The sequence below is a fragment of the Paraflavitalea speifideaquila genome (assembly GCF_032395985.1).
GTDB classification, from domain to species: domain Bacteria; phylum Bacteroidota; class Bacteroidia; order Chitinophagales; family Chitinophagaceae; genus Paraflavitalea; species Paraflavitalea speifideaquila.
Genome location: NZ_CP135920.1, coordinates 3,109,560 through 3,134,644 on the forward strand (window position 1 = coordinate 3,109,560; position 25,085 = coordinate 3,134,644).

37 protein-coding genes and 1 pseudogene are annotated in these 25,085 nt (G+C 45.9%); 14 read left to right on the forward strand and 24 right to left on the reverse strand.

Annotated elements, in window-relative coordinates; translation table 11 throughout:
* Window positions 1-173: 173 nt before the first annotated feature.
* From RS881_RS21350 to RS881_RS21370, 5 genes are all read right to left on the reverse strand, one after another.
* Window positions 174-371, reverse strand: a complete 198-nt coding sequence (locus RS881_RS21350) for a hypothetical protein (protein WP_315822928.1) — start codon at window positions 369-371, stop codon at window positions 174-176.
* Window positions 343-561 (reverse strand): hypothetical protein, encoded by a 219-nt coding sequence (locus tag RS881_RS21355; protein ID WP_315822929.1) that lies wholly within the window; start codon window positions 559-561, stop codon window positions 343-345. Before RS881_RS21355 ends, RS881_RS21350 begins: the two co-directional genes overlap by 29 nt.
* Window positions 531-2,360 (reverse strand): glycoside hydrolase family 127 protein, encoded by a 1,830-nt coding sequence (locus RS881_RS21360; protein WP_315822930.1) that lies wholly within the window; start codon window positions 2,358-2,360, stop codon window positions 531-533. The genes RS881_RS21355 and RS881_RS21360 overlap by 31 nt, the downstream gene beginning before the upstream one ends.
* On the reverse strand, window positions 2,360-2,560 hold the full coding sequence (locus RS881_RS21365; protein WP_315822931.1) for a hypothetical protein: 201 nt from the start codon (window positions 2,558-2,560) through the stop codon (window positions 2,360-2,362). The genes RS881_RS21360 and RS881_RS21365 overlap by 1 nt, the downstream gene beginning before the upstream one ends.
* 101 nt (window positions 2,561-2,661) lie before the next feature.
* Window positions 2,662-2,940, reverse strand: coding sequence for a hypothetical protein (locus RS881_RS21370; protein WP_315822932.1), 279 nt, complete (start codon window positions 2,938-2,940; stop codon window positions 2,662-2,664).
* A 126-nt stretch (window positions 2,941-3,066) separates the two neighbouring features.
* On the opposite strand from RS881_RS21370, the gene RS881_RS21375 reads away from it, so the two are divergent.
* Complete coding sequence (locus RS881_RS21375; RefSeq protein WP_315822933.1) at window positions 3,067-3,414, forward strand: hypothetical protein; 348 nt, start codon at window positions 3,067-3,069, stop codon at window positions 3,412-3,414.
* Window positions 3,415-3,716: 302 nt separating this feature from the next.
* Here the strand turns inward: RS881_RS21375 and RS881_RS21380 are convergent, their stop codons facing one another.
* From RS881_RS21380 to RS881_RS21410, 7 genes are all read right to left on the reverse strand, one after another.
* Complete coding sequence (locus RS881_RS21380) at window positions 3,717-4,046, reverse strand: 2Fe-2S iron-sulfur cluster-binding protein (RefSeq protein ID WP_315822934.1); 330 nt, start codon at window positions 4,044-4,046, stop codon at window positions 3,717-3,719.
* A gap of 10 nt (window positions 4,047-4,056) precedes the next feature.
* Window positions 4,057-4,551: an NAD(P)/FAD-dependent oxidoreductase gene (locus RS881_RS21385; RefSeq protein WP_315824565.1), complete on the reverse strand. Its 495-nt coding sequence runs from the start codon at window positions 4,549-4,551 to the stop codon at window positions 4,057-4,059.
* Window positions 4,440-4,805 carry an NAD(P)/FAD-dependent oxidoreductase gene (locus RS881_RS21390; protein WP_315822935.1) on the reverse strand — a complete coding sequence of 122 codons (366 nt, stop codon included), beginning with the start codon at window positions 4,803-4,805 and terminating at the stop codon, window positions 4,440-4,442. Before RS881_RS21390 ends, RS881_RS21385 begins: the two co-directional genes overlap by 112 nt.
* Window positions 4,763-5,059, reverse strand: coding sequence for an NAD(P)/FAD-dependent oxidoreductase (locus RS881_RS21395; RefSeq protein ID WP_315822936.1), 297 nt, complete (start codon window positions 5,057-5,059; stop codon window positions 4,763-4,765). Before RS881_RS21395 ends, RS881_RS21390 begins: the two co-directional genes overlap by 43 nt.
* 405 nt (window positions 5,060-5,464) lie before the next feature.
* A complete protein-coding gene (locus tag RS881_RS21400; protein WP_315822937.1) occupies window positions 5,465-6,214 on the reverse strand; it encodes a DUF6090 family protein in 750 nt (249 codons plus the stop codon).
* A 149-nt stretch (window positions 6,215-6,363) separates the two neighbouring features.
* The gene (locus RS881_RS21405; protein WP_315822938.1) at window positions 6,364-6,558 is read right to left on the reverse strand and encodes a hypothetical protein; all 195 of its coding nucleotides are present in this window, start codon (window positions 6,556-6,558) and stop codon (window positions 6,364-6,366) included.
* Window positions 6,559-6,679: 121 nt separating this feature from the next.
* Entirely contained in the window at window positions 6,680-7,009 is a 330-nt protein-coding gene (locus RS881_RS21410) for a hypothetical protein (RefSeq protein ID WP_315822939.1), read from the reverse strand.
* A 333-nt stretch (window positions 7,010-7,342) separates the two neighbouring features.
* On the opposite strand from RS881_RS21410, the gene RS881_RS21415 reads away from it, so the two are divergent.
* The 6 genes from RS881_RS21415 to RS881_RS21435 all read left to right on the forward strand — a co-directional run bounded on the left by RS881_RS21415 (window position 7,343) and on the right by RS881_RS21435 (window position 9,973).
* Entirely contained in the window at window positions 7,343-7,885 is a 543-nt protein-coding gene (locus RS881_RS21415; protein WP_315822940.1) for an RNA polymerase sigma factor, read from the forward strand.
* A gap of 1 nt (window position 7,886) precedes the next feature.
* Window positions 7,887-8,243 (forward strand): hypothetical protein, encoded by a 357-nt coding sequence (locus RS881_RS21420; protein WP_315822941.1) that lies wholly within the window; start codon window positions 7,887-7,889, stop codon window positions 8,241-8,243.
* 118 nt (window positions 8,244-8,361) lie between these two features.
* Window positions 8,362-8,526 carry a hypothetical protein gene (locus tag RS881_RS21425; protein ID WP_315822942.1) on the forward strand — a complete coding sequence of 55 codons (165 nt, stop codon included), beginning with the start codon at window positions 8,362-8,364 and terminating at the stop codon, window positions 8,524-8,526.
* A complete protein-coding gene (locus tag RS881_RS59800) occupies window positions 8,460-8,669 on the forward strand; it encodes an anti-sigma factor domain-containing protein (protein WP_350340234.1) in 210 nt (69 codons plus the stop codon). Before RS881_RS21425 ends, RS881_RS59800 begins: the two co-directional genes overlap by 67 nt.
* 294 nt (window positions 8,670-8,963) lie before the next feature.
* Window positions 8,964-9,347, forward strand: a complete 384-nt coding sequence (locus RS881_RS21430) for a hypothetical protein (protein WP_315822943.1) — start codon at window positions 8,964-8,966, stop codon at window positions 9,345-9,347.
* 389 nt (window positions 9,348-9,736) lie between these two features.
* Window positions 9,737-9,973, forward strand: a complete 237-nt coding sequence (locus RS881_RS21435; protein WP_315822944.1) for a hypothetical protein — start codon at window positions 9,737-9,739, stop codon at window positions 9,971-9,973.
* Between the two features lie 100 nt (window positions 9,974-10,073).
* On the opposite strand, the gene RS881_RS21440 is transcribed toward RS881_RS21435, so the two are convergent.
* Window positions 10,074-10,745: a hypothetical protein gene (locus RS881_RS21440; RefSeq protein WP_315822945.1), complete on the reverse strand. Its 672-nt coding sequence runs from the start codon at window positions 10,743-10,745 to the stop codon at window positions 10,074-10,076.
* 545 nt (window positions 10,746-11,290) lie between these two features.
* On the opposite strand from RS881_RS21440, the gene RS881_RS21445 reads away from it, so the two are divergent.
* On the forward strand, window positions 11,291-11,689 hold the full coding sequence (locus tag RS881_RS21445; protein WP_315822946.1) for a helix-turn-helix domain-containing protein: 399 nt from the start codon (window positions 11,291-11,293) through the stop codon (window positions 11,687-11,689).
* A 32-nt stretch (window positions 11,690-11,721) separates the two neighbouring features.
* Here the strand turns inward: RS881_RS21445 and RS881_RS21450 are convergent, their stop codons facing one another.
* The 5 genes from RS881_RS21450 to RS881_RS21470 all read right to left on the reverse strand — a co-directional run bounded on the left by RS881_RS21450 (window position 11,722) and on the right by RS881_RS21470 (window position 14,084).
* Complete coding sequence (locus RS881_RS21450) at window positions 11,722-12,396, reverse strand: hypothetical protein (RefSeq protein ID WP_315822947.1); 675 nt, start codon at window positions 12,394-12,396, stop codon at window positions 11,722-11,724.
* Between the two features lie 48 nt (window positions 12,397-12,444).
* The gene (locus RS881_RS21455) at window positions 12,445-12,663 is read right to left on the reverse strand and encodes a hypothetical protein (RefSeq protein ID WP_315822948.1); all 219 of its coding nucleotides are present in this window, start codon (window positions 12,661-12,663) and stop codon (window positions 12,445-12,447) included.
* A 447-nt stretch (window positions 12,664-13,110) separates the two neighbouring features.
* Window positions 13,111-13,347, reverse strand: a complete 237-nt coding sequence (locus RS881_RS21460; RefSeq protein ID WP_315822949.1) for a hypothetical protein — start codon at window positions 13,345-13,347, stop codon at window positions 13,111-13,113.
* The gene (locus RS881_RS21465) at window positions 13,344-13,517 is read right to left on the reverse strand and encodes a hypothetical protein (RefSeq protein ID WP_315822950.1); all 174 of its coding nucleotides are present in this window, start codon (window positions 13,515-13,517) and stop codon (window positions 13,344-13,346) included. Before RS881_RS21465 ends, RS881_RS21460 begins: the two co-directional genes overlap by 4 nt.
* 432 nt (window positions 13,518-13,949) lie before the next feature.
* On the reverse strand, window positions 13,950-14,084 hold the full coding sequence (locus RS881_RS21470; protein ID WP_315822951.1) for a hypothetical protein: 135 nt from the start codon (window positions 14,082-14,084) through the stop codon (window positions 13,950-13,952).
* A gap of 846 nt (window positions 14,085-14,930) precedes the next feature.
* Here RS881_RS21470 and RS881_RS21475 point away from each other — a divergent pair.
* Window positions 14,931-15,686 (forward strand): hypothetical protein, encoded by a 756-nt coding sequence (locus RS881_RS21475; protein ID WP_315822952.1) that lies wholly within the window; start codon window positions 14,931-14,933, stop codon window positions 15,684-15,686.
* Between the two features lie 384 nt (window positions 15,687-16,070).
* Here the strand turns inward: RS881_RS21475 and RS881_RS21480 are convergent, their stop codons facing one another.
* Window positions 16,071-16,235 (reverse strand): hypothetical protein, encoded by a 165-nt coding sequence (locus tag RS881_RS21480; protein ID WP_315822953.1) that lies wholly within the window; start codon window positions 16,233-16,235, stop codon window positions 16,071-16,073.
* Between the two features lie 1,056 nt (window positions 16,236-17,291).
* The gene (locus RS881_RS21485) at window positions 17,292-17,450 is read right to left on the reverse strand and encodes a hypothetical protein (RefSeq protein ID WP_315822954.1); all 159 of its coding nucleotides are present in this window, start codon (window positions 17,448-17,450) and stop codon (window positions 17,292-17,294) included.
* A 30-nt stretch (window positions 17,451-17,480) separates the two neighbouring features.
* Between RS881_RS21485 and RS881_RS21490 the strand changes: the two genes are divergently transcribed.
* From RS881_RS21490 to RS881_RS59805, 4 genes and pseudogenes are all read left to right on the forward strand, one after another.
* The gene (locus RS881_RS21490; RefSeq protein WP_315822955.1) at window positions 17,481-18,815 is read left to right on the forward strand and encodes a PHP domain-containing protein; all 1,335 of its coding nucleotides are present in this window, start codon (window positions 17,481-17,483) and stop codon (window positions 18,813-18,815) included.
* Complete coding sequence (locus RS881_RS21495) at window positions 18,751-20,625, forward strand: helix-hairpin-helix domain-containing protein (protein WP_315822956.1); 1,875 nt, start codon at window positions 18,751-18,753, stop codon at window positions 20,623-20,625. The genes RS881_RS21490 and RS881_RS21495 overlap by 65 nt, the downstream gene beginning before the upstream one ends.
* Before the next feature lie 106 nt (window positions 20,626-20,731).
* Window positions 20,732-21,267: pseudogene (locus RS881_RS61680) on the forward strand (DNA polymerase Y family protein); the annotation flags it as partial.
* Window positions 21,265-21,792, forward strand: a complete 528-nt coding sequence (locus tag RS881_RS59805; RefSeq protein WP_425476386.1) for a DNA polymerase Y family protein — start codon at window positions 21,265-21,267, stop codon at window positions 21,790-21,792. The pseudogene RS881_RS61680 and the gene RS881_RS59805, both read left to right, overlap by 3 nt.
* A 64-nt stretch (window positions 21,793-21,856) precedes the next feature.
* Here RS881_RS59805 and RS881_RS21510 read toward each other — a convergent pair whose 3' ends face one another.
* The 3 genes from RS881_RS21510 to RS881_RS21520 all read right to left on the reverse strand — a co-directional run bounded on the left by RS881_RS21510 (window position 21,857) and on the right by RS881_RS21520 (window position 22,904).
* Complete coding sequence (locus RS881_RS21510) at window positions 21,857-22,354, reverse strand: SOS response-associated peptidase (protein WP_315822958.1); 498 nt, start codon at window positions 22,352-22,354, stop codon at window positions 21,857-21,859.
* Window positions 22,355-22,435: 81 nt separating this feature from the next.
* Complete coding sequence (locus tag RS881_RS21515; protein ID WP_315822959.1) at window positions 22,436-22,660, reverse strand: hypothetical protein; 225 nt, start codon at window positions 22,658-22,660, stop codon at window positions 22,436-22,438.
* 1 nt (window position 22,661) lies between these two features.
* Window positions 22,662-22,904, reverse strand: a complete 243-nt coding sequence (locus RS881_RS21520; protein WP_315822960.1) for a hypothetical protein — start codon at window positions 22,902-22,904, stop codon at window positions 22,662-22,664.
* Between the two features lie 494 nt (window positions 22,905-23,398).
* Between RS881_RS21520 and RS881_RS21525 the strand changes: the two genes are divergently transcribed.
* The gene (locus RS881_RS21525) at window positions 23,399-23,857 is read left to right on the forward strand and encodes a CE1 family esterase (RefSeq protein ID WP_315822961.1); all 459 of its coding nucleotides are present in this window, start codon (window positions 23,399-23,401) and stop codon (window positions 23,855-23,857) included.
* A gap of 258 nt (window positions 23,858-24,115) precedes the next feature.
* Here RS881_RS21525 and RS881_RS21530 read toward each other — a convergent pair whose 3' ends face one another.
* Window positions 24,116-25,018, reverse strand: a complete 903-nt coding sequence (locus RS881_RS21530; protein WP_315822962.1) for a GlxA family transcriptional regulator — start codon at window positions 25,016-25,018, stop codon at window positions 24,116-24,118.
* Between the last annotated feature and the right edge of the window lie 67 nt (window positions 25,019-25,085).

Consider the following 25,085-nt stretch of genomic DNA (forward strand, 5'->3'; position numbering starts at 1 on the left):
GAGCAATTCAAAGAATACCTGGCCCATAAAAAGAAAATAAAGCCGAAGCCCGCCAGGGTTTCAGAGGCAAACGAAAAGCATAACCAAGGACTGATTTTCACAAAAAAGAGCATCCCGTATTTAATGGGATGCTCCTTCCCTAAGTATTATGATCACTTATCTGTCTGTGCGCATTATTCCTTCTCCTTGATCCACACTGCCGAGGCGGCTACCCGGTCCATTCGGGCCTGTGGCGGCTCATTGGGGCGCGTAGGAGCCGTTTGTTGCGCAGTGGATGGCAATGGGGTAGTGGCCAGCCTGTTCAGCCGGGCATAGTTAGGAATAGCTATTAAGGGCGTGCCGTCACTCCAGGTACCTTTGATCGTCATCACACCATTTAAGAATGCTGGCTTCCATTCCAGCGTTAAAGGCGTTTTTGCCAATCAACCGGTTGATATCACCTCCATTATCAGCTGTTTCTACATTATAGATCAGTGGACCCACCCGCAGGGCCACGCGGCCCCTATCCGCTTCTATCTTTTCATCAGCCGTCACCTTTTGTATTTCCATAGGCAGTACCACATCAATTTTATCACCTTTTTCCAGGCGCGGCGGATGGCCACATAACCATTTTCGATCTTCACAGCTACTGCCTGGCCATTTACTTTCAGCGATTGCAAGCCACTCACCTGCGGTACTGGTGTATACAATTCACTGGTAGTGCGATTGGGCACCCGTACATACACCGTAAAGCTTTTGGATACCTTCGGGTTCACCGTAATGCCAATATTACCATTCCAGGGATAATCTGTTTTTTGTACCATTTCCACATCCGTACCTACAACACGTTCTACTTTAATAGTACTACCTACATACATGTTCACATAAATACCATTCTCACCTGTTACATAGGTCCAGGTAGGGATCATGAGTAAGGTGCGTGGAATATTACCTACACAACAAGGGCATACATGCCATTGATAGCGTGCCTGTGCCGAAGAAAGCGGATTGGTATAGAGAAAGTTCTTTCCTTCCAGGTCAATAGAACCCAGCAGCGCATTGTACATCGTTTCTTCGTACAGGTCGGCGTATTTGGCATCGTGATACGCCAGGTTCATTTTATACTGGAAGAAGATAAGGCCAGCACTGGAACAAGATTCACAGTAGGCGCTATTGCGTAGGGAGTAATTACCACCAAAACCTTCCGATGTTTCACCACTGCCAATGCCTCCCGTGAGATAGTATTTCTTATTGATCATATTATCCCACAACGACATGACCGCACTCTGGTAATCTACATCACCTGTTTCTGCCGCTACATCAGCCATGGCCGAGTAGTTGTAGGTAGCCCGTACAGCATGCCCTACCGCTTCGTATTGCTGTTGTACCGGTACATGACTCTGATCATATTCACTGCCATCCTTGCGGTTGTCCAACAGGAATTTGGCCAGTTGTATATAACTATCACCATGACTGCCCTTGCCTTCCATATCATTTACAAACCGGCCAAAACGAACCAGCGCTTGCTCCATTTCCTGGTGACCATCATACCAGGCTTTCTTGCCGGGGCCAATATTGGCCACCCAACAGTCCGCCAGTTTCTTGGCAGCATCATACAACCTTTTATCCTTTCCTTCCGTGAGCGTATAATGGTTGATGGCACTCTCAATAAAATAACCAGCTACATAACCTTCGTGATCACCACGGTTTCTAATCGCCCATCTTTCTTTCCAGCGGGCAGTATCCCGTAGCGTATACGCCGTATGCAGGTAGCCATCGGGTTCCTGTGCCGCCAGAATAATCGGTATCCATTCTTCCAGCTTCTTCTTCATTTTCTCCTGCGCGGCAATAATCGCCGCATCTCCCTGTGCATCTACCATCAGCGCAATACACATTGATTCTACCGTTTGATGTACCCAGGCATTGGAAAATACATATCCTTTGTGTTTGGCATGAGGCTCGCCGCGTAGCGCTTTGGCCGCTTCAATGAAATTGTCAATACCTCCTTCGCCCGTGGTAATATCCGTACGTTCATTCTGGTCAATACAAAAAGGTATCCAGTTTACGATCATGGCCTTGGCCCTGTCACTCCAAAGTTTACTGTCAATTTTGTACCGCTTGGTATATACTACATCGAGACGCTTGTTTTTAGGTGGCTGATGCACTTTGACCGTAAGCGTGGAAGCTGCTGTTTGCTGGCCTTCCGTGGCGGATAGCTTTATTATATATCGTCCGGGTGCCGAAAACCGGGCCGTGCCATTTTTATCACCGGCATTGCTAAAACTAACTGTTCCAGGGCCCGATACCTTGGTCCATGCTGTATTGCTCACAGGTGTAACCGATTTAACCGTACCTGCCAGCCAGGTATTACCTCCCGTCATTACATCACGGTCAACCCCGCTATGACCAGCGGGGCCGGGGTGGGAGAGTTGTTGGTTTTGTATACAGCCCATTCCAGTAGCGTGGCACTGGCCCTGTCAGCCGAATCCAATTCCAGCCTGAGCTTCGTGGTCCTTACTTCATCAAAATGCGTCGTATTGTATTGGTTGTTGGTAAGACCAAAACCTGTTGCATTTTTCACCGGTACAAAATCCTTTCCGTCCCAGTATTGCAGGCGGTATCCTTCCGGTAGCCGCAGGCTGCCATTGTAATTCCACCAGTATACCCCAATCGTTGCCGTACTTACCGGCTCTGCCCATTCATATTGTACCCAGTATTGCGAGCGGGGAAATGACCGGTTGCCGCCGCCCCGGTTATTGCCTGCCGGGGTGGGGTGAGCCCGTCATTAAGCGCATCAAGCGAATTGCCAAACCGGCCGGCGGCGCTGGGCGTGGCTACTATGGCCAGGTTGGGCAAGTTATTGCCAGCCTTGGCTTCCTGGCCAATGGCCGGTATGCCAGCCGCCATCACAGCAACCAGGGCAGTAAGGCCGCCATTGCGTACAGAACATTTTATTTTCATATAGAGTTCAATTAAGTTAACCTTGTGGTACCAGTTCAAATTTAAAAAGGTGCAAACGATTGCAATACGCGTATTTTAACCAATGCAAGGTGTTTATTAACCTTCCGCAAAATTATACCCAGTTGTATGTTTACTGTGATAGGTGTATTAAAGACAATTATAATGTTGGGCGTGCTGCAGGGCACTATCGCAGGCTGTCTGTTATTTTGGAGTAAGCACAATCGAAAGACCCACCGGTTCCTGGCACGGTTGCTTTGGCTTATATCCCTGGCTTGTTTAGACCTGCTCTTGTTTCAGGAATCTATTTTGTATAAAGCCATTCCTTTAGGGTACTATATAGATACCTATACAGGCAAATACCAGACAGTTTCAGGCTCCAATACCATTGCCGTTAAAAGAACAGGCCATGCATTGTTTCCAATCGATGGCGGGCCATTCCGGGGCATGCACTTACACAAAGCAAATTCATATTAACCGGTGTGCCGGTAGAAACGATTGTGGAGTTTACCCGGAATGCTACAGGAAAAGTAGCCGGCATGAAGGTAGAACAGAATGGGGTCCTCCGAATGGAAAAAGATAGAATAATGTATATAATAGAACAAGCCTGAAAGTGATTTCAGGCTTGTTCTATTAATGTCAGTAGCTTGTTAACGGATGGGGCGCCCTCGAAGGGGCGGCTCACCCTGGACTAAAGAAGCTTGTCAAAACTGTTTTCTGCACTCGCTCGCCTCTGGCGAGCGAGGATATTTTGTAGCCTCCGGCTACAGCTTGATATCCTATACGGCAATATCTTCTTCAGCCATTAGTTTAAACACCGCGCCATCCATGTTTTCATCAATCTGCAATTGACAGGACAATCGGCTGGCTCCTGTTGCATCAGGCAGCGTATCCAGCATATCCAACTCCGCATCACTGTGCAATGGCAGGTTATCCTGGCCTTCCAGTACCTGCACATGGCAGGTGCCACACATGGCCATGCCGCCACAGGTAGCCAGTACATTGTATTCATGTGCCTTCAGGATCTCCATGAGGTTTAAGCCCATGTCTTCAGGAACTTCCAACAACCTTTCTTCTCCTGTCTTATTAAGTACGGTTATATTGATCATCTTAATCTTATTAAAAAGCGTTCACACCATTCACCGTGGTATATTTAAAGCTCAGGCGCTGATTGGGGTACACGTGTTTGAATGCACTGTGCGCCATCATGGCCGATTCATGGAATCCGCAAAGGATCAGCTTCAATTTACCAGGATACGTATTGATATCCCCAATTGCATAAATACCCGCTATATTGGTTGAATAATCAGCCGTATTAACACTGATAGCCGATTTGTCGATCTGCAAACCCCAATCTGCAATAGGTCCTAGTTTGGGGCTCAGGCCAAATAAAGGGATCAGGTAATCCGTCGACATGCTGGTGACCGATTTGTCGCTGCCTTCGATCAGCACTTCATTCAGTTTGCCATTGCCATTGATCTTTACAATATTCGATTTCAGGATCAGGTTGATCTTGCCGGTCTCGGCCAGGTGAAATACTTTCTCCGCCGAATCGGGAGCCCCCTGAACGTATCCCCACGGTGTACCAGCGTTACCGATTTGGCTACATTCGATAAATAGATCGTCCAGTCCAGTGCCGAATCGCCGCCACCGGCCAGTACAATATTCTTATCCCTGAACAGTTCAGGGTCTTTCACCATATACGTTACCCCTTTGCCTTCAAACGCTTCCAGCTGTTCGATGGCTGGTTTGCGGGGCTCAAAACATCCCAGTCCTCCGGCAATCGTAATTACCTTGCAGTGGATCTTTGTATTGTCCGAGGTCGTTACAATGAATGACTGGTCTTCCTGCCTCTCAATGGTTTCCACCCTTTCCCCAAGCTGAAAGTAGGAGAGAAGGGAGCGATCTGCTTCAGGAGGTTATCCACCAATTCCTGCGCTTTGATCTCCGGGGCACCCGGAATATCATAAATGGGCTTATAGGGATAGATCTCTGAAAGCTGCCCGCCTGGTTGCGGTAAAGCGTCGACCAGGTGACAACGCATTTTCAATAAACCAGCTTCAAAAACAGCAAATAATCCAACAGGGCCAGCGCCAACAATACAAATATCAGTTGTAATCATTATGTATAATACGCATTAAATTAAATAAAAGCGGGCTCTTTACCCCTTTCATGGTAGCAAGCATTCGTAGGTAGGTGTAATAATGGTTGATTTTTACAGGCTGCAAAATTACGACGCAGATAGTTCATTATCAACCGTATTTGGAAAACATGTTTACGCAATTGGAAAAATCACGAACCAAACCCGTTTTTGCCTGCAGTATTAACAACGGTGAAGACAGATAGTTCGCTGACATTCAGGTGGAAGCGATGCCGGAAAATTTGTTTGTTGGCCTCTAAAAGAAAAGCCTATCTCTCTTGAAGCGTAAATATTTCACCCTGGCTCATCGTGGCATTGTTCATCAACACGTATGCCTTAAGGTAATTTGATTCCCAATATTAGCCCGGCCTGCCTTGCTCTTACTATTCAATCTGTCAACCAGCTAAACCTGGCTTCCAACCAGGCAAGGCGCTGCCAGTTGCCGTGCAAGCCAACAGGACAGGGACGGCGTTTATTCCCCAGTCGATTCGTTGATCGCTGCAACGATTGCTTTTGCTTTTTAAGCCCTTCGTCATAACCACGGATATTGACATCGAAATTTTGTGAGGCCAGCATGAGTAGGGACCTCATTTTGCGTGTTGTTACAAAGTCTGTGAGCGATGTTTTATCATTCCGGTCGATGGCCAGGTCAATGATCTTCACCTGTACCGAGTTTACATAATTCTCACCATAACTGATGTCGGGAATAATTTGCTGATAATATTCCAGGATATCCTGCTTCAGCTTTTCATCTTCAATTGTTCCTATTTTGCCACTTGATTTAAAGCCCTCATACCGTCCGGCACTGGGGCGGGTAACCGGTATTTCAAATACCAGGTTACGGCTAATGATGCTGTCATGATAGCCCCTTGTATTGCTGTTGCTGTTAATCCTTATTATTGATTGAAAATTAGCGTTCAATCCCGTAACTACATTCTTTTGCTGTTCCAGTAACTTAATATCTTCTGTAAGGTCTTTTTTAAGACCCTGTAAAAATCCACCCACTTCTTTTTGCTCGTGCCGGTGTTCCGACCAGCTATGTAGCCAAATAGACAGGCTGACCGCAAAAACTATAATGCATATTTCTATGAATATCTCCTTTACCTTTTCTCTAAAAGTGTGCGTGGTTCCTTTCATTGTGTGGAATATATTTCTCCCATGTTTAGTAAGTTCTTCCTGCATGCCTGATGGTATTGTAGTACACCGAAGGGACTAAAATAGGGAAAAAAATACTTACCAGCCTGATTTCAGGCTGGTAAGTAACACGATAAAGGAGGTTGGCCGGGTTATTTCTTTAGCAATCCGTCTTTTACCAATTGTTCTACCAGCTTTTTGGGATAATCCCGGACAAAATTGTCGATGCTGCCGGGGTTCATTGTTTCCGATTGCGCACTCCAGATCAACTTTTCATTGCTGGCATCGTACAGGTTGGTTTCCATGAAATACGTTTTATCCGTTGTGTAGTAGCCGGGATCCCACATATTGGGGTACCAGTAATTATAATACGTATAAAAGCCGCCATACCACCGGTAAAAGGGTAGGGGGCATAATACCGGTTATTGCCCGGCACATAACGCGTCTCACTTTCTTTATTGATCAATCCTACCGTAAGGATGGCATCAACACCCGATTCTTTGATCTTGTCCAGCAATGCCTCCCGGGCAGGCAGTTTTTCATAAAAGGTTGGCGGAAAAACTCCGTACTCTTGATGGCCTTGATGCCGCGCTGTGCCGCTTGCGCTGCCAGGGCGCTTTCCAGTTTGGTGCGCACCTCTATATAACGGCTTAGCGAGGCAATGAATACACGCGCATTTTCTTTGGGCTTTCCTTTGATATCCGGATCAATCCAGGAGCCCGTGATCCGGGTATTACTACCACAGGAAAACATAAAAACTACCAGCAACAATAGGCAGGGAAGTAGATAACGTTTCATTTGCATCTTATTTTAGTTTATATGAGCAAAATCGATTGGATAGGCCTATGAGTCGGCATCATCTACTGAACAATGGTAAAGGGTATACTGCGGGAGAAGGGGGAATCGGGTTTTCCCGGTCTGGCGTTTGGGCAGTAAAAGACTAATAATGCGCCCGGTAACAAATATACATATTTGCTATGTATTGGCAAGCTCCCGGCTAATACAGTTGCACAATAGCCTATAAGCCCATAAAACACCCCTGGCTTTTCAGTATTACTCCAAAAGAGCGGCCGGGTAAACTATTTCCTTTGCGATCTCGTATATAAGGTGCATCTGATTTACTTATCGCTTTTGAAAGGATCACCAACATATACTGAGCAGGAACTGGTTAGTTCGCTGAAACAACGCACCCAGGCAGCTTTTAGCTACCTGTACGATAACTATGCACCTACCCTCAATGGCGTAATTATGGGTATTCTGCAGGATGGCGAAGTATCCGGTGATGTATTACAAGAGGTTTTTGTAAAGATCTGGCGGCAGATAGAACATTATGATCCGGCCAAGGGCAGGTTATTCACCTGGATGTATAATATAGCCCGTACTACCTCCATTGATACCTTGCGCAGCAGGGATTGGAAGAACAGCAAACGCAACCATTCATTAACCGAAGAGTATACTTTACTGGCCGATAACAGCGCGCAGCCGGCTGATGAATTGGGACTACGCAGGACCATACAAAACTTAAAAGCCGATTATAAAATATTGGTAGAGCTTTCCTATTTTCAGGGATATACACAGGAAGAGATTGCCGGGATGCTCAACATCCCGTTGGGTACTGTGAAAACAAGGATCAGGGCAGCAATAGTGCAATTACGACAACAGGTTAAATTGTAAAGTGGATATACAGGCATACATACAAAGCGGCGTCATTGAAAGCTATATGTTGGGCATAGCCAATGCCGATGAAGTGGCCGAACTTCAACGGCTCCGCCTGCTGTATCCCGAAATTGCCACCGCTGTTGAGCAGGCCGAGCAATGGCTAAAAGATACCGCCCCGGCCGTTCCCGTAACCCGTAATATTAAAGACCAATTATTAATTACCCTGCAGGATGAATTTACCCCTCCTGCTGCTACCCCGGCGCCTGTAGTCAGCGCTCCTGTACCTACCATGCGCCCTCTTAGCAAATACCTGGTGGCCGCCTCCCTCGTGTTGCTGGTGGCCAGCGTAGCCTTCAATTTTTTTCCTCTATAATAAATATACCCAGGCCGCCAACGATTATATTTCCCTGCAAAATGAACACAATAACCTGCTGGCCGATAACAAAGCCTTTCAGGGCCGCCTTACTGCCTTGCACAACAATATGCAGCTGATGGCGGCGCCCGGTATACTCAAAATATCCATGCCAGGTATTGCAGGCAAAGAAAACAGCCTGGCTACCGTTTACTGGGATACCCACAGCAAAAACGTATACCTGATTGCCAACAGCCTGCCCCCGCACCGGCAGGCAGGCAATACCAGCTATGGGCCCTCGTAGATGGCAAGCCTGTAGATGCCGGTATGCTGGATAACTGCGATGGCCTTTGCCAGTTAAAAAATATTCAACAGGCCCAGGCCTTTGCCATCACCCTCGAAAAGCCGGCGGAAGCCCTGTACCCGATCTTACCCAGCTTTATGTAATGGGTAAAGTACAATCCTGAAATAAAATATACTGATATGCAGGCATTATCAGTACAGATGTACGGAGCCGCCCCACAAAGGCGGCTTCTTTATGCCCACCAATTAAGCAGTACACATAAAACCTTTCAGAAACCCACATCGTATATATATTGACACCCACACAAAAATGAATAAAGGAAACACTACAGCCGACTTACAGTATTAACAGGCAATCACCATTGCCAATACCTTAACCGGGGAATCAATAATTATTAACATTTAATATTTACAACAATGAAAAGGACAATGAACCTGATGGCATTTGCTCTGCCCTTACTGATCGCTACTAACGCCAATGTACAGGCAGCTTATAGGCCCATGCCTGCTACGGCGCATACTATAACAGTAGGCGATTGGACCAGGTCGGCCACCGGCACCTGGGCCGGTATGAAAGATGGTGTTACCTATTGGTACAAGCTGGATAAGAAAGCCGGCCTGTGGTGGAGTACTGATGGTAAGAAATGGGCCGATGTAAAGGATGGCGCCTGGGCCGATAAAGAAGGCAAATGGTTAAAGATCCACGATAAAAACTGGTATGGAGCACTGATGGTAAAGCATGGGCCGAAGTACCTGAATGGAAATGGGAAGGCTCCGATGGTAAGTGGTACAAGTTCGATAGACATTGGACTTTGTGGGTGAATGGATAACCTATAGTAGCAGGTTGCAAAACCAGCAGCCCGTTGAACCTGTGTTCAACGGGCTTTTTACGTCCACCCCGTAGGCCCTAACATTATAAAGGAAAATATACAGCCCTGCAAGGCTGCCGGTTAACCCGATTTTTTATCTTACCCTATGCTTACGCCATACCCTACCATGCTCTTGCTGCCACTATTGCTCTGGATGCTGCCCCTCGCAGCCCGGCAAACACCCCATGATGTAAATAAACTATATACTACAACGGCCCTGAAAGTCGACCTGCAGTTTTTGAAAAGCAAACTCATAAAACCCATCCGGCACTTTATCACTATACCTCCAAAGCAGCCCTTTTTGCCTTCTTCGACAGCCTCGACCGCGTAATTGACCACCCCATGCAGGAGCAGGCCTTTTTAAGCGTGCTGGCCCTCTTGAATGCCAAAGTAAAAGATGGCCATACCATGCTCCTGCCCAGCGAAGCCGCGATGACATACACCAACACCGCGGGCAGGCTCTTTCCCTTTAATGTGTATTGTGTAAACAGTAAATTGTACATCACCCACAATGCCAGCCGGCTCAATTCCGGTTGGACCTTAAAACCCCTGCAGGTGTATTGTATACAAAAGAGGTAGCGGCCTTAACCAAAGATAGTATACACTATTACCTTCAGTTGCGCCATGGGGGCAGTCTGCCGGCCACCAATGAAGGGGCCATAGCTAATATACTAAATTGTTATAGATCCTGTTCATCCAACCATCGAATCCAGGCAAATAATATTAACCGCTGTTTCAAAGTCCCGATGGTCTTGCCATTCATGCCTGATGCGGGAAAAAAGCGTTTGGGACTGCCTTTCTCTACCATGGATACCAGTTCACCCCGGGCTACATTTTCCGTTTGTGTACAGGTAATGCGTAGGTTAATATCATACCCTTCACTTTTCGGGAATTTGATATTGAGCACCGGTATTATCTGTTTAAACTGCTTTATTTTACGGATGCTTCGTTCCTTGATGGTCAAAAATACGCTGTCATTGAGCGTAATGATAAGCTCCAGTTTCATAATGCAATAATTAAAATAATGGGTTGGTGTGACACTGTCACACCAACTTGGTAGCGGGTTTTTCTTGGCTTCCTTCATGTGCTGGCTTTTCAAGTTCTGTTTCTTAACTAAATAACTTGCTTCTACAAGTTCATTCAGTTGTTTGTACAGCCACAGCAGGTTGGCCCTGCTAATGCCATCATTAAGCGCAGGATCATTACTGGACAGTGCCGAAACCAGCCATTCCCATAATTCACTTCTTAATTCACTCACATCACTGTCCATAAAAAAACCTTTCAGGTAGTCCATGGGGTGTTGCCTTGCCTCATTAGATAGCCAAACAAGCCGGTTGAATGGCTTATTCACCTTTTGCAGCTTTTTTTAGTACATTTTTCATAAGTAGTAAATTGTATGAATAATAGAATTGTTAACCGCAGGCATGCAGCTACTGCAGGCAGTTGTTGGCTGCCCTGGCGTTACAGGTAATAATTGCTGCATCATCCGCCGGTAGCGGACAATAAATAGGTGGGCCTGATACCCGGTGGTAGTGAGTGATCCCGATACCTATCGGGTGTGTGCGAGGGGAGTTGGTCGAGGCGGGTACTAATAAAAAACCATAGTGCGGGCCTCTACTTACCGCACTTGAGGCCCTAGGAAGCCCGCCCACGATAAGAGAGAACCCGCACTATGGTGCGCGGGCTCTTCACTTTGTGTCTCGTGGGATGAAATTTCGTAGGTTCCAAGTGCGAGAATCAAAGCGAACAGCTTCAATGCATTTATTGAAGTAGTCGCAAATGTATTATATTACTGCGTTAGGTCATAACCGTAATTTGAATGCAATATATGCAATATTTTAATATGCTCTATATAATGAGCATTATTTCTTTTATTCTTTTCTTACTTAGTATACAATGAGTGAACAAGAACATATAACCCCGGCAGAACAATACGTAATTGATTTTGTAAGAAAATTAAGAACTGATAAAGGTCTTACTCAATTAGACATTGCTAGTATTATTGGCGTTGGCCGTGCTTTTGTTAGTCAGGCTGAAAGCCCTAAAGTAATAGCTAAATACAACATCCGCCACATCAATGCCCTGGCCGATTACTTTGGTATTTCGCCCAGGGAGTTCTTGCCTGCCAAAGCATTCCCTGTTGATGCACCTGAAAAAGAAATTAAGAAAAAGCCTGCCAGTAAAAAACACCGGCAAAAAGAAACGATAGCGCAGGCTTTTTCAAGCAAAGAGCAAAAGGATAAGGTGCTACTAATCGCGCCATACATACACGGAGAGTGCTGTAGATTGTTCTAGCCATTGCCTGCCCTGCAGGCCCGCGCTTTACCCTACCACGGTTTCCTTAGTCTAAGTTTTCCTTCAGCATCTATTTCATAGCCGGAGGTCATAGTCTCTATTATAAATTCAGGTAGCATTTCAAGCATACAGGTTTCTTCCACCTGCTTCTCGGTCAATGCGCCTATTTGTTTTACCTCCACCTTGGCTATATCTTGAATACAGCTTCTTTCGCCCAGTAGGTTATAGATCACGGTTTCCACTGCAAGCAAGTGTCGCTTGCAGGGTTCCATATAATTGGCCGAGTAAACCGTAAGCCTGGCCCCTTCATTAGTATAATCCTCGTATAGCTCCATCGGTATAAAGTAAAGTTCCTCCGGAGCAAAAGCGAGATCCGGGAAAAAGCGATCCAGCAGGTAGTCCATTGGCCGGGGCGGCTCAAAAGCTACCACCTCCCAGGGCGGCGATAAGGGCGCCTGATTTACCAGCGTTTCCACCCGGTTAAAATGCCGGTAATCGCCCCGGGCCGATATCACCAGTCGAGGCATTTCATTTTCCTCCGGCCATTCAATAAGCGCATATAGCTGCTTATGGCTACAGCCTGCCAGCACTGTCTGCAACTGCTGTATCCAAAAACAAAATTCTTTCTCTGACTTGTCTGGCAGGTTTTTAAGTACATGGGCATACCGTTGAAACCAGGTCCAGAAAAATGATCTATTGGTTTTCATAATTGCAAGTTTTAGATGAAAAGTTCTAAGGTTGTTATAATCATAGCCCTAATCAAGATTCAGGAAATTGTAGACAGCCTCTATTTTATAGCCCGTTACATGGCAAAATTCGGTAACCACTATTTTGGCCCATGGTGGCTTTTGAAAGTATTTCCGCACCCGCCTTATTAATCGGCGTGCCTGTCGCTCAAGTAGCCCGGTAATGGCTTCTACATCTTTGGTCGTTAATACCTGTAATTCGGGGGACGCTTCGGTTTTTTCATACAATAAATTTGGTGTTATGTGTTAGGTTAAGAATAAATTCAAGTCGTTGCATACTAGCGGCGGTCCATGGGCTAAGGGCCGCATCCGCGCATGGGGCTGGTAAGCCGGCATTCTTTTCATAACAATTCGATTTGTTTAATGAAATACAACCTGGTGCATCTTTTCAATGCACGCAATCGAAGGATAAGGTGGAATAATAAAAAAGGATGGAGGCGTCCGGTGGCTACCGGCTAATGGGAACTGCTTATTCTTCCTGTTTAGTTGCCGCAGGCTATGGCATTGAGTGAGGATAGCTGCTGCCTGGCATACAGGACTTATTGGTACAAAAAGAAGACTTGCTTGGTTGGGCGCTTAGGCTCTGTGATGGTAGGATCAGGTTCCTATATTGAGATTCACGCTCCATAATATTCCACAAGCATTCATAAACTTTTTTGTTAAAAAAATACAACGTCAATAGATATGCTTTCCATCCCCATCCGTAGGCCAGGCTTTCAAAATGGCCAATGAGCCGGGTTTGCGGTAAAGTTTTACACCTCTTGCCTTCTTTACTTCATGGTACCAATAAATACCCAGGGCTACTATACACAATTGGTGGCTGCTTGCATGCAGTTGCATGGATAGTTGTAGTGGTGGCTGCCAGTTGGCCTCAATCCCAACCAGGGGCCCTTGCTGTTCAGTTACCCTCATTGCTTCCCTGTTAGGTCAATTGTAGCCGCAATGGCAAATACCTGTGCATACCTGCTGCCCATAGGCGCAGCAATAGACTTCAATACCTTAAAGCCGGGCAATTCAATACTAATTAACTTACCTGATTCATTGTGCTGCGTCTTTGGCCTTAGCTTCAGCACCTCGTGCAAGGGTTCCTTTTCATGAAAGTTGTAGCCCGCAAGGTTGCTTAGGTCGCAGTTCAGCAGGTGGCGGCTCCCAGGTTATTATCAGGGTCCGTATTCAATAACTTTTGCAAAGCGCCCTGTAAAACAGCGGCTCGTTGCTTAAAGCCCGTTCCGCTCAGGAGTGCCAGCCGTAGCAGGCGGCTCCATTTGGAGCACTGGCTAAACTCCCTTGCTACCAGCCGGGTATTGTGAAACCGCGGGTCTTTCTTTACCCGCTCACCGCTGATCCCCGCTTTCCTTATTTGATAATAGCCGTCTTTGGGTATTAAAATGGCGCCACGTATTGCTCGCTTCGAAATACGGGCAGATGATTTTACGCATTGTTCAATGTTTTTTGTTAGGTGTAAGAAACCGGGGAAAGCCCCGGTTCCATGTAATGGTTCAACCAGCAGTGCGTTATTCCTTGGCTACTGCTGCCTGACTTACGGCGCCGGCCACTGTGCCGGCTACAGCCAGATAGCCTGCCACCTGGGTTACAATGGCGGGCAGTACAGCCGGTGTAGTAAGCAAGGCTCCGCTGATCGCTGCCAACAGAATAGATATATTCCGCAGCTTGAGAAAAACGGAGGCGTAGGCGCTTGCATTCTTTCTTGAATACTCATAATTGATAATTAAAAAGGTGAGTAATAAATAGACAATGTTCTATAACCGCTAATAAACTAAGCTGCCGGCTTACTATGGCTGCTTTATCCTATGCTGCAGGTGCTTCAGGAAAGATCCTGTGTGGCTGGTGGCTGGCGTTCACACGGCCCTATTAGTCTTTTCCGGCAGCTCTGATAAAGTTTTTCCAGTTACAGAAGTGAAGTACTGATCATGCCAACGTGTTGCAACTCCGGTGGCTTCATTAATCATTGCCCGGGGTGGTGATGAATCGTGATCAGCTTTTCGATACAAACCTACAACAGCAAACGCACCCTTTCCAAATGCCAGGTCCGGTATTGTCTGGTTATGACCGGTTATGACCGGTCATGTTCTTTACTGCATTGCTTTCAACAGGTCATTATAGGTCATAACCGGTCACAATGACCGCTTTCGGTCATGCTCATTTGGAATCGCTTCAGTTTGTATTTACGTTTGTGCTGTGTTGTTGATACAGCCGGATATCGAGAAGATACTAAGTAGTAAAAAGGCAGGGATGGGTAGTGGAGGAGTATAGTTGGTGTATGGATAGTGTATGGATGGTGTATAGATAGGGTATAGATAGTGTATGGATGGTGTATGGATAGTGTATGAAAATAGTATCAGACAAGAAAATGAACAGCTTTTACAAAAATACAAGAGTAGCTGGCGCCCCTGTACCTATGTAAAGGCCTGTTTATAAGCGTTGCACCGCGGGCAACGGAGTCTTTTAATTATTCATTTTTAAAAACTTTAATTATGCCAAAGCAAATAAGCCAAATAGTAAAACTAAAAGGCACCTTCGATGAATTAACATTCTATGAAACCCAGGATGGATACTTGGCGCGTAAAAAAGGAGGTGTAAACGGCGACCGGATCAGGAACGATGCCGCCTTTCAAAACACCCGTTACAACGGCATGGAATTTGGCCGGGCCGGTAAATCCGGTAAGCTCTTCCGCCTGGTATGGGCCAATGAAATGAACAAAGCAAAAGACGGCCGCGTGGTTAGCCGTATTGCTCAATTAATGGTAAAGGCCTTGCAGGCCGATCCCGTGAATGATTGGGGCCAGCGCAGTGTAACCCAGGGCGATCTTACCGTGCTTACTGGGCTCAATTTCAATATTGATGCCCCGCTTGATGTGGTATTACAATGGCGGTATGAACCCGCCATTAATAGAGCCACAGGCGTTTGCACCATGCCTTTGCCCTCCTTCGTTCCAGAAAAGGATGTGATTGCTCCTGACGGCGCCACCCATTATTCTTTCTTTGGGGCGGCGGCTGCCATCAATTTTGATACGGGTGTTATTATCGCATCAAGGGTCAGTGCACCTTACGAATTGTACAACAAAACAGCTACCGTTGCAGGTAATATGTCCTTGTCAATTCTGCCCAATAGCACCGATCCCATTTTTCTGGTGTTTGGAATCGAGTTTGTCAGGCTGCTCAATGGTAAGCAATATCCATTGAGTAAAAACCAAAGTTCCTTGCAGGTGGTAGCAGTCGATCTGCCATAAGCATGCCCTTTGTGCAATGATATGCTCACGAAGAAGCCAATTGTTTGTAGCTTCTTCCAATAAAAAGCCCCGGCCGCATTTAGTGGCCGGGGCTTTTTAAAAACGGGGACCTTGTAATGATTTACCGGGAGAAACCAACTGCAAGTATGGTTTAGGCGCTCCATTATGTAGGCAGGTTGCTCACAGGAAATCAGTTGGCGATAAGGATAGGTTAATGGTACATAACATTGTATATAAGTTTGGGTGCTGCTTGTTGGTCCTCATGGTTAAAAAGACAATCAGGAAAACCTTTATCAAATAAACGGATGAGTGCGCTGCCTGGTACATTCAATAGCTCGCTGATAGCTTTTAGCTCCTTGTACCTTAGTTCTTCAGGCCGGGCTATCAAGTCGTCCATACGACTGGTGTTCTTTTTAATGCCTTTGCCAGCATTGATTTGGGTAAAGTGTCAAATATTTGCTCAAACCTGGTAATACTGTTGGTTGTGATAAGGTCCCGCACTGTTTTGAAACGTACATCCGTATGCATGATCGAAAGTAAAATGAACACCTGGGTTTCCTTACTACAAAAAGTACTTTCTGCAATACATGGGATACTTTTTTAAATACAAATGGTAGTTGGCATAATACGGAATCTGCTTAATAAAGTGACAAAACTTCCTTTTTACTGGCCGCGAACGAAAGCATAATCATACTCCTCCGTTGTTACGATCTTCATTGTCATTGAATGTAGAGACTGCAAAAATCCCGACCGATAAAAACGGCCGGGACTTTTTAAAACGGGGACCCTGTAATAACTTGCCGGAAGGAGCTATCTCAAAGGATAGTTTAGGCGCTCCGTTGTGTAAATCTTGGTTTTCACAGAACATCAGATAAATGATAAGGATAGGCTAATGGTACAAAACGATGTAAATAATGTATGGTTAATGTTGACTGGCTTTTATATGTTTTTGGGTTATGAAAATTCTTTGTCAAACAGGCGAATGATCGTACTGCAGCTCACCCCAATGAGTGAACTTATTTTTTTAATATCCTTGTAGCTTAGTTCCTCCGGATGTTCAATTAACTTGGCCATGCGGCCGGGGTTTTTCTTAGGTCCCTGGCCAGTATTGATTTTGGTAAGGTGATGAATATCTGTGCAAATGCTGTTATTCTATTGGTTTCGATCAGGTCTTTGATCACCATATACCTGGCATCTATGTGCATAATCTAAATTAGAACAAGAACGTATTCTTTAAGGTAATAAATCGTTACTTTCTTATATACAGATAGTATTTTCTATATTACAATTTGTATTTTGAATAAGACAATTTGTATTTTCTGACATGCAAAGTGTATTTTTTGTAGAACAGGCTGTATTAATTACAATCAATGGCATACTGTTTAAAAGCACAAGCAGTCCTTTCTTACTATTTCGTCGTATTCCTCAAAGTACAGGTCGTTATATTTTCGTTGCTCCATTACCTGTCCCCATACACGCTAACCCTTGTCTGATCAATCATTTCCTTCCTATTGGTTTTATACTTTACTTTAGATCATACAAAACGTGTTGCCAAACAGAGCGGTAAACTGGCCTCCGTTCCTTCGGCTAATATTTTTAGTAATTTTATATCATCAGTACATTGATGCAGGCGTTTGTCCCTCCCTGTTGATAAGCCACATCAATTCGTGATACGCTAACACCATTTACATAGGCTTTTGGTACGCAGGCGAAATCCTGCAACAGCACCCCTTTGCCCATACCGGGCAAGGCTTGATCAATCATAGCATAAACCGTAGTAGAAAGAATAGATACATGTACCTGAATTGTAAAACATATTACAGCTTTAAATACGGCACTTTCAGTACCGGGGCCCTGGTACAGGAAGGCCTGGAAAAAGGGGCTGCAGCCCTGGCCCTGACCAATATTAACAATACCGCCGATGCCTGGCCCTTTGTAAAACAATGCAGGCAGGCAGGCATTAAACCCATCCTGGGCGCCGAGATCCGCAATGGCGATACCTTATTGTATATCCTGCTGGCAGCAACCAACAAAGGCTTTGAATGGATCAATGCCTTTATTTCCACTTATCTTAAAAACAATGAACCATTTCCGGCAGCTACAACCATCACCTCTTTTTTCAATCAAAGCAGTGATGGCTATGTTATTTATCCCCTGGGGGCCAAGCCGCTCGATACATTACTGCGCCATGAGCTGGTAGGTATATTGCCGGCAGAGGTAAACAAACTGTACAACCTGCCGCCACAATACCGCGATAAATGCATCATCCGCCAGCCCGTTACTTTTCAAACCGAAGATCATTATTATGTACATCGCCTGCTGCGGGCTATGCACCACAATGTGGTGGAGTCTAAATTACCTGCCGGCGCCGTATGCGATGCCCGCGAATACTTTGTGCCACAGCAATACCTGTTGCAGGCTTTTCAATCAGTGCCTTATATTATTACCAATACCCTCCGGCTCATTGATGCCTGTACTATTGAACTGGATTTTAATACCCATAAAAACAAGCAATACTTTACCATCAGTAAAGAAGATGATGCAATACTGCTGCGGAAACTGGCCATCGACGGGCTGCAGCAACGTTACGGCCTTCATTCCGCAGCGACCGATCGGTTGCACAAAGAGCTCCGGGTGATCAATGACCTCGGTTTTACCGCCTATTTCCTCATTACCTGGGATATCATCCGCTATGCCAAAAGCCGCGGTTTTTACCATGTAGGGCGGGGCAGTGGCGCCAATAGCATCGTAGCCTATTGCCTTAAAATAACCGATGTTGATCCCCTGGAGCTTAACCTCTACTTTGAACGCTTCCTCAACCCCGAAAGAACATCGCCACCCGATTTTGATATCGACTTCTCCTGGCTCGAGCGCGATGAGATCATGGATTATATTTTCAAACGCTATGGCGAAAAATACGTAGCCCTCATGGGCGCGTACGTTACCTTCCAGCAACGGGCCGTGGTACGCGAGCTGGCAAAAGTATTTGGCCTGCCCGATGCGGAGATACAGGGCCTTTCTAAGATGCCTTTTGTTACCCCCTGGCTTTTGAAGCCTGGAAAAATTGCGTGCACGACCCGCCTCTATCGACGATTACCACAAAGGCATTGCCTGGTTCCAAACCAATAACCGGCCTGTTGATTACCTCGCCATAATTACAAGGCTGGGCCAAAAATACCAGCTTACCAACGAAGAAACAGCAGCACTTAGCCAATCGCCCCTGGCTCGTGGTATTGTAGATGAAGTGATTTGGAAAATACTATATTATAGCCCCTTCATCCATAATTTTCCCAGCCATATCAGCGTACATGTAGGCGGTATGCTCATCAGCGAAAAGCCCATACATGCCTATACCACTACTTTTTTTCCGCCCAAAGGTTTTGCCACTACCCAAATTGATATGCATATCGCAGAAGATATTGGCCTGGACAAATTGGATGTGCTTAGCCAGCGTGGCCTGGGGCATATCAAAGAAACCATCCGCCTCGTACAGGAAAACCAGGGCATCCGCATACATATTGATGAGGTCGAAAAGTTTAAGAAAGATCCCCGTGTGCAGGCACAGCTGCGGGAGGTAAATACCGTCGGCTGCTTTTATATTGAAAGCCCGGCCATGCGCCAGCTATTGAGTAAACTCCGCTGCGATAACTATCCCGTATTGGTAGTGGCCAGTTCTATCATAAGGCCCGGCGTAGCCAGCAGTGGTATGATGCGGCAATACATCTCACGTTACCTGGCGCCCCATACCACCCAATACCTGCATCCTGTAATGGAACAAATACTCAGCGAAACATTCGGTGTAATGGTATTCCAGGAAGATGTGATGAAAGTAGGCCACCATTTTGGCGGATTGAACCTGGCGGCAGCCGATTCCCTGCGCCGCGCCATGAGTGGCAAAGCGCGCGGTGCCGATCATTTTGCTGCACTGAAAGATGAGTTCTTCAACAACTGCACCCAAAAAGGATATGCCCTTGAATTGACTGCCGAAGTATGGCGGCAGATGGAATCTTTTGCTGGTTATAGTTTTTGTAAAGCCCATTCTGCCAGCTATGCCGTTGAAAGCTTCCAGGACCTCTACCTCAAAACCTATTATCCGATTGAGTTCATGGTAGGTGTGATCAATAATTTCGGCGGATTTTACAATACCGAACTGTATTTCATTGAGCTGCGCAAAGTCGGCGGTATACCCCACCTGCCTTGTATAAATACAAGCCATTACTATACCACCTTAAAAGGTAAAGAGGTATATACAGGTTTTGTGCACCTGACTAGCCTGGAAAGAGCCACCGCACAGGGCATCGTCAAAGAAAGAGAACACAATGGGCCCTACCTGCACCTACAGGATTTTATAGAAAGAACCGCCATTCATCCCGAGCAACTGAATATCCTGGTATCGGCAGGTGCACTCAGGTTTACCGGCCAGTCAAAAAAGCAATTGTTGTGGGAAGCCAATTTCCTGCAAAAGCGTCACCAGGCGCCGGTGGTAGCACAGCCTTTGTTCAAAGAGAAGCCGATTGCTTTTAAACTACCCAGTTTAATAGACCATCCCGTGGATGATATGTATGATGAAATGGAAATTATCGGTTTCCCTTTCCGCAATCCTTTTGAACTGATGTTAGAGCAAACCTATTCCCGCCTGCCGGCCAAAGCATTACCACAGTACCTGGGCAAACAGGTAAATATGTTGCTCTATTTTATAGATTATAAAGTAGTACCCACTGCCAATGGTACCACCATGTCGTTCGGGGCTTTCCTGGATGAACAAATGGATTGGGTAGATACCGTTCATTTCCCTCCTTCTTTCCAACAATATCCCTTCAAAGGAAAAGGCTTTTACCATATACGTGGTAAGGTAGTGGAAGACTTCGGCTTTCACAGCGTGGAAGTAAGCGTCATGGAAAAGATCGGCTACAAAGAAAGAACCTACGCAAACCTCTAACCAATATGATCATCCCTTCGCAAAGACATATCGCACATTTTGACCTGGATACTTTTTTGTATCCGTAGAATGCCTGAAAGACAACCGCCTTAAAGGAAAGCCGGTAATCGTTGGTGGCAGCAGCGACAGGGGAGTAGTGGCTTCCTGCAGCTATGAAGCGCGCACATTTGGTGTTCACTCGGCCATGCCCATGAAGCTGGCCCGGCGCATGTGCCCACAAGCCATCATCCGCCAGGGTGATATGGAATCGTACAGCAAGTATTCCCACCTGGTTACGGATATCATTGCCGATACCGTCCCCTCTTTGAAAAAGCATCCATTGATGAGTTTTATGTTGACCTTACCGGGATGGATAAATATTTTGGATCACAGCTTTTTACTGCCAACCTCAAAAAGAAAGTGGTGAAAGAAAGCGGCTTGCCTATTTCTTATGCATTGGCCGGTAATAAACTCATCAGTAAAGTGGCTACCAATGAAGGAAAACCCAATGCCGAAATGTGGGTGGCCTGGGGACAGGAAAAGAGCTTTCTGGCGCCACTTAGTATTGCCAAAATGCCTGGTGTAGGCAAGGAAACGGCTTTCCTCCTGCTGAAGATGGGCGTGGAAACCATTCAGGTACTCAGCGAAATACCGGTAGAAATGCTGACCAACCTGCTGGGTAAAAATGGATTGTCACTTTGGCGTAAAGCACAGGGCCTCGATGAATCGCCCGTAGTGCCGTACCATGAACAAAAATCCATCTCCACCGAAAATACTTTTGAGCAGGATACCATCGACATGGATTTGCTGTATGCCCAGTTGGTGCGTATGACCGAGAAGATCGCTTTTCAACTCAGGGAGGAAAATAAGCTAACCGGTTGTGTAACGGTAAAACTGAGGTATTCCAATTTTGATACCGTTACCCGGCAAAAGACCATTGCTTTTACCGGGGCCGATCACAAGCTCATTAAAGTAGTGCGGGAACTGTTTGATAAATTGTATGAACGTCGTATGCTCGTGCGGTTAGTAGGCATACGTTTCTCTCACCTGGTGCCAGGTAATGACCAGATCAATATGTTTGAAGATACAGAACACATGGTGCAATTGTACCAGGCTATAGACAGCATCAAACATCAATACGGTGAAAAGTTTGTCGCCCGCGCCCGGGGAATGAGCGCTAACACCTGATGCCTCGCTTCCTCAATACCTTCCCCCTCGTTGCCTTTATGCCTTGCTGCCTCGTTGCCTTTTCTCACACCGCCAACGCCGGCAATTCTTCATATACAAATGGCGCCGCAGGGTCCAATGCTTCCCGGAAATCTTTGGCAATACTATAAGCTTCCATTTCTGCAGGAGCGTATTGATACCTTGCTATTTCAGTAATACGTTCTTCCGAAAGATCGCCTAGCAGCCATTCAAAAGCCAGGTCTTCGGGAAGTATGGTAGGCATTCTTTTCTTACTGTTGTGTACTTGCTCCATCAGGCCATTGGCGGCAGTGGTAATGATGGCAAAACTCTCTACATATTCGCCCGTATTTACATCTGTCCAGGGCTGCCATACGCCTGCCATGAAGAAGTAGGGCTTATCCTTTACAGTGATATGGTAGGGATATTTGACAGCCGTTTTAACTGGCTTGCCCGTTTTCTTGCTTGCAGGAAATAGGTGCCGCCATTCATAAAAGCCGGTAGAAAGTACCAGGCACCGGCGGGAGAGGGCCGCCTGGCGGTAGATCTTCCTCGGTAATAACAACTCCTCCGAAATGGCATTCAGGGTGGTAATGGGCGGGTGAAACTGGCCGCTTTCATCCTTATACCCAAAACCGCATTTTGCCTACCGATTCCCGGGTTTTCTGGTAAGCGGGGATAAACCCCCATTCCATTTGCACCAACTCAAAATCGTCCTGCCCTTCTTTCTTTTTAATACAGGATGATTGGAATAGTCAAACCCTACATGCAGGGGATTGCTCAGGAAATCATAATTGGCAATTAATTTCTCAAGCTGTTTCAGCCTGATGTACTCAATGCGGGTTACCCGTACGCCATTGTAATAACACATATTAATTTGTTTTTCTGAAATGCGCCTCAATGAGTTTACCAATCGATTGTGCCAGGGCTTGCCTGCCTTCCGGTATCGAAGTCCAGAATACCGCGCCATCAGCACCTGTAGCAGTGGTAATTACCAGCGGTTTCCCCTCCTGCACCGGTATCAGGAAAAGGGGCCTGCCAGAACCAGGCAATTCACGCACCAGTATCGGCTTATCATTGAAGATAATCTCAAAAACATCACCTGCAGCTTCCATACGATCAGTTTTTTGATGATGAAATATAAGTATAAAGATACGAAATGCTAAATTAATTAGTAGTAAAGAGCGTGGCTTTATTTGCCCCTGGCCAATTAACACTTAAACCTTCTGCTGTCAAAGGAGTCATAAGAAATAATATCGCTGGGTGTTTTTCGTTTTATAAGGCCCCTGCGGTAAACCTAAGATGCACGGCATTAAGCAACTATTTATGAAGAAATTGATCATTTATACCCTATTGGTAAGCGGCCTGCTACCGGCAGGCATGGGTTGCAGTAAAAAGAAAGAGGATACTGATACGGAAAAGGTTTATCGGCTGGAAGGCTCCATTACGGTTGATGGGAGGGAAAGAACCTATTTGCTGAACCTACCCCCGCTTATTATGAAAATACCGGATTCCCCCTCGTTATTGCGATGCATGGCGGCGGTGGATCTGCCACACAATTTGAAACCTCCTCCCGGCTTACGCAAAAGCCAATGCCGAACAATTCATCGTGGTATACCCGGAAGGGGTAAAGAGCACAGGTCCTTTAGGCGCCCGTACCTGGAATGCCGGTACCTGCTGTGATTTTGCTGTTACCAACAATATTGATGATGTAAAATTCATTACCCAGCTTCTTAATAAACTGGTGACCGCTTATAAGATCAATCCCAAGAAAGTATATGCCACCGGCCATTCCAATGGAGCTATGATGGCTTACCGCCTCGCTTGTAAGGTTGCTGATAAAATTGCCGCCATTGCTCCCAATGCTTCTACAATGGTTGTTACACAACCCTGCAATCCCAGTCGAGCCGTACCCATCCTGCATATGCATTCTGTACTGGATGAACACATCCCTTATACCGGTGGCCGGGGAAATGGAGTTTCTGGTGTCTATGCGCCGCCATTAGATTCTGTATTCAATGTGTGGTCTTCAAAAATGCCTGTGTCACCAAAGCACAGGTGGCAGTAAATAACAGCAGTTATACATTTACCCGCTGGGTGGGCTGTAACAACAATACGGCAATCCATTATTATTTAACAAAGGATGGAGGACATGCCTGGCCGGGCGGTTTACCGGAAGCCTCAATGGCGATACACCTTCCAAAGTTATAAACGCCAACGACCTTTTGTGGGAATTCTTTAAACAATACCAGTTGCCATAAGTTGAAAGTGCTATTAGGTATTAAGATTTAGCCAGTATCGTAGTAAAAGTGCTAACACCTAATCCCTAAATCCTAAACACAGAATTATATTTATCCCGGTAATCCACGGGCGTCATACCGGTAATTTTTTTAAATACGTCCCGAAACGTTTGCGTGTCCGAATAGCCTACCGTTAGCATTACTTCTGTAATAGATCGTCTGCCCATTTCCAGTTGCTTTTTGGCGGCTTCGATCTTCACGTGTTGAATATATTCTGCTACCGTAAGAAAGGTGGCTTTTTTGAACCTTCTTTCAAAGGTCCGCCGCGTAATGTTGAACTTATCGGCAATGCTATCTACTGTTAACTTGTCCTCATAATGCACTTCAATAAACTCCTGGGCGTTTTTGATCACCTCATCTTCATGATCTTTGAGGCCATTGAATATTACAAAAGGGGTTTGTTGATGCCTGTCCAGGTCAATTACAAAATACTTGGCCGTATGGATGGCGATCTGCCGGTCGGTATATTTTTCTACCAGGTATAAGAGCAGGTTCCAATAGGCATTATTGCCGCCACTGGAATAGGCGCCCTGTTGAACTGTCATTACTTTTTCTTCCACCACTTTAATCGAAGGATAGAAATGCCTAAGCTCATTGGCATACTGCCAGTGCGTAGTACATTGCTTGTCTTTCAGAATACCCGAGAATGCCATTAGGAAAGCGCCTACGCAAAGACTGGCAACTTCGGCGCCATTCTTATATTGCTGTGCGATCCAGGGTGCATAATCAATATTCGTATACGTTGAACTGAGCATATCACCCGTCATTGAGGGTATGATCACCAGGTCGGTATGCGTAATGTCTTTTAACAACACATCCGGATGCAGGGTATAGAGGCCCTTATTCAATGTTACCTCTGCTGTAAGCCCTGCCAATTGTACCTGGAATAAAGGCGGTTTACCTGCTTGCTGCAGGAACTCATTGACCATGGAAAAACATGTCTGCTATCTGCAATAGAGGCCAGTACTGCGTTTTTGAGCGCAAGGATTGATACAT

Excerpts from the sequence above, each read along its gene's own strand:
- RS881_RS21395 (WP_315822936.1), bottom strand. The coding sequence starts at position 5,059 with ATGATTACAACTGATATTTGTATTGTTGGCGCTGGCCCTGTTGGATTA.
- RS881_RS21520 (WP_315822960.1), bottom strand. The coding sequence starts at position 22,904 with ATGGAAGCTGCAGGTGATGTTTTTGAGATTATCTTCAATGATAAGCCG.
- RS881_RS59805 (WP_425476386.1), top strand. The coding sequence starts at position 21,265 with ATGCTGACCAACCTGCTGGGTAAAAATGGATTGTCACTTTGGCGTAAA.
- RS881_RS21435 (WP_315822944.1), top strand. The coding sequence starts at position 9,737 with ATGCAGGAGCAGGCCTTTTTAAGCGTGCTGGCCCTCTTGAATGCCAAA.
- RS881_RS21490 (WP_315822955.1), top strand. The coding sequence starts at position 17,481 with ATGTACCTGAATTGTAAAACATATTACAGCTTTAAATACGGCACTTTC.
- RS881_RS21450 (WP_315822947.1), bottom strand. The coding sequence starts at position 12,396 with ATGAAAACCAATAGATCATTTTTCTGGACCTGGTTTCAACGGTATGCC.
- RS881_RS21360 (WP_315822930.1), bottom strand. The coding sequence starts at position 2,360 with ATGACGGGAGGTAATACCTGGCTGGCAGGTACGGTTAAATCGGTTACA.
- RS881_RS21375 (WP_315822933.1), top strand. The coding sequence starts at position 3,067 with ATGTTTACTGTGATAGGTGTATTAAAGACAATTATAATGTTGGGCGTG.
- RS881_RS21515 (WP_315822959.1), bottom strand. The coding sequence starts at position 22,660 with ATGTGTTATTACAATGGCGTACGGGTAACCCGCATTGAGTACATCAGG.
- RS881_RS21380 (WP_315822934.1), bottom strand. The coding sequence starts at position 4,046 with ATGATCAATATAACCGTACTTAATAAGACAGGAGAAGAAAGGTTGTTG.
- RS881_RS21400 (WP_315822937.1), bottom strand. The coding sequence starts at position 6,214 with ATGAAAGGAACCACGCACACTTTTAGAGAAAAGGTAAAGGAGATATTC.
- RS881_RS21530 (WP_315822962.1), bottom strand. The coding sequence starts at position 25,018 with ATGGTCAATGAGTTCCTGCAGCAAGCAGGTAAACCGCCTTTATTCCAG.
- RS881_RS21475 (WP_315822952.1), top strand. The coding sequence starts at position 14,931 with ATGCCAAAGCAAATAAGCCAAATAGTAAAACTAAAAGGCACCTTCGAT.
- RS881_RS21425 (WP_315822942.1), top strand. The coding sequence starts at position 8,362 with ATGGCGGCGCCCGGTATACTCAAAATATCCATGCCAGGTATTGCAGGC.
- RS881_RS21445 (WP_315822946.1), top strand. The coding sequence starts at position 11,291 with ATGAGTGAACAAGAACATATAACCCCGGCAGAACAATACGTAATTGAT.
- RS881_RS21430 (WP_315822943.1), top strand. The coding sequence starts at position 8,964 with ATGGCATTTGCTCTGCCCTTACTGATCGCTACTAACGCCAATGTACAG.
- RS881_RS21370 (WP_315822932.1), bottom strand. The coding sequence starts at position 2,940 with ATGAAAATAAAATGTTCTGTACGCAATGGCGGCCTTACTGCCCTGGTT.
- RS881_RS21405 (WP_315822938.1), bottom strand. The coding sequence starts at position 6,558 with ATGTGGGATCCCGGCTACTACACAACGGATAAAACGTATTTCATGGAA.
- RS881_RS21410 (WP_315822939.1), bottom strand. The coding sequence starts at position 7,009 with ATGAAACGTTATCTACTTCCCTGCCTATTGTTGCTGGTAGTTTTTATG.
- RS881_RS21485 (WP_315822954.1), bottom strand. The coding sequence starts at position 17,450 with ATGATTGATCAAGCCTTGCCCGGTATGGGCAAAGGGGTGCTGTTGCAG.
- RS881_RS21460 (WP_315822949.1), bottom strand. The coding sequence starts at position 13,347 with ATGAGGGTAACTGAACAGCAAGGGCCCCTGGTTGGGATTGAGGCCAAC.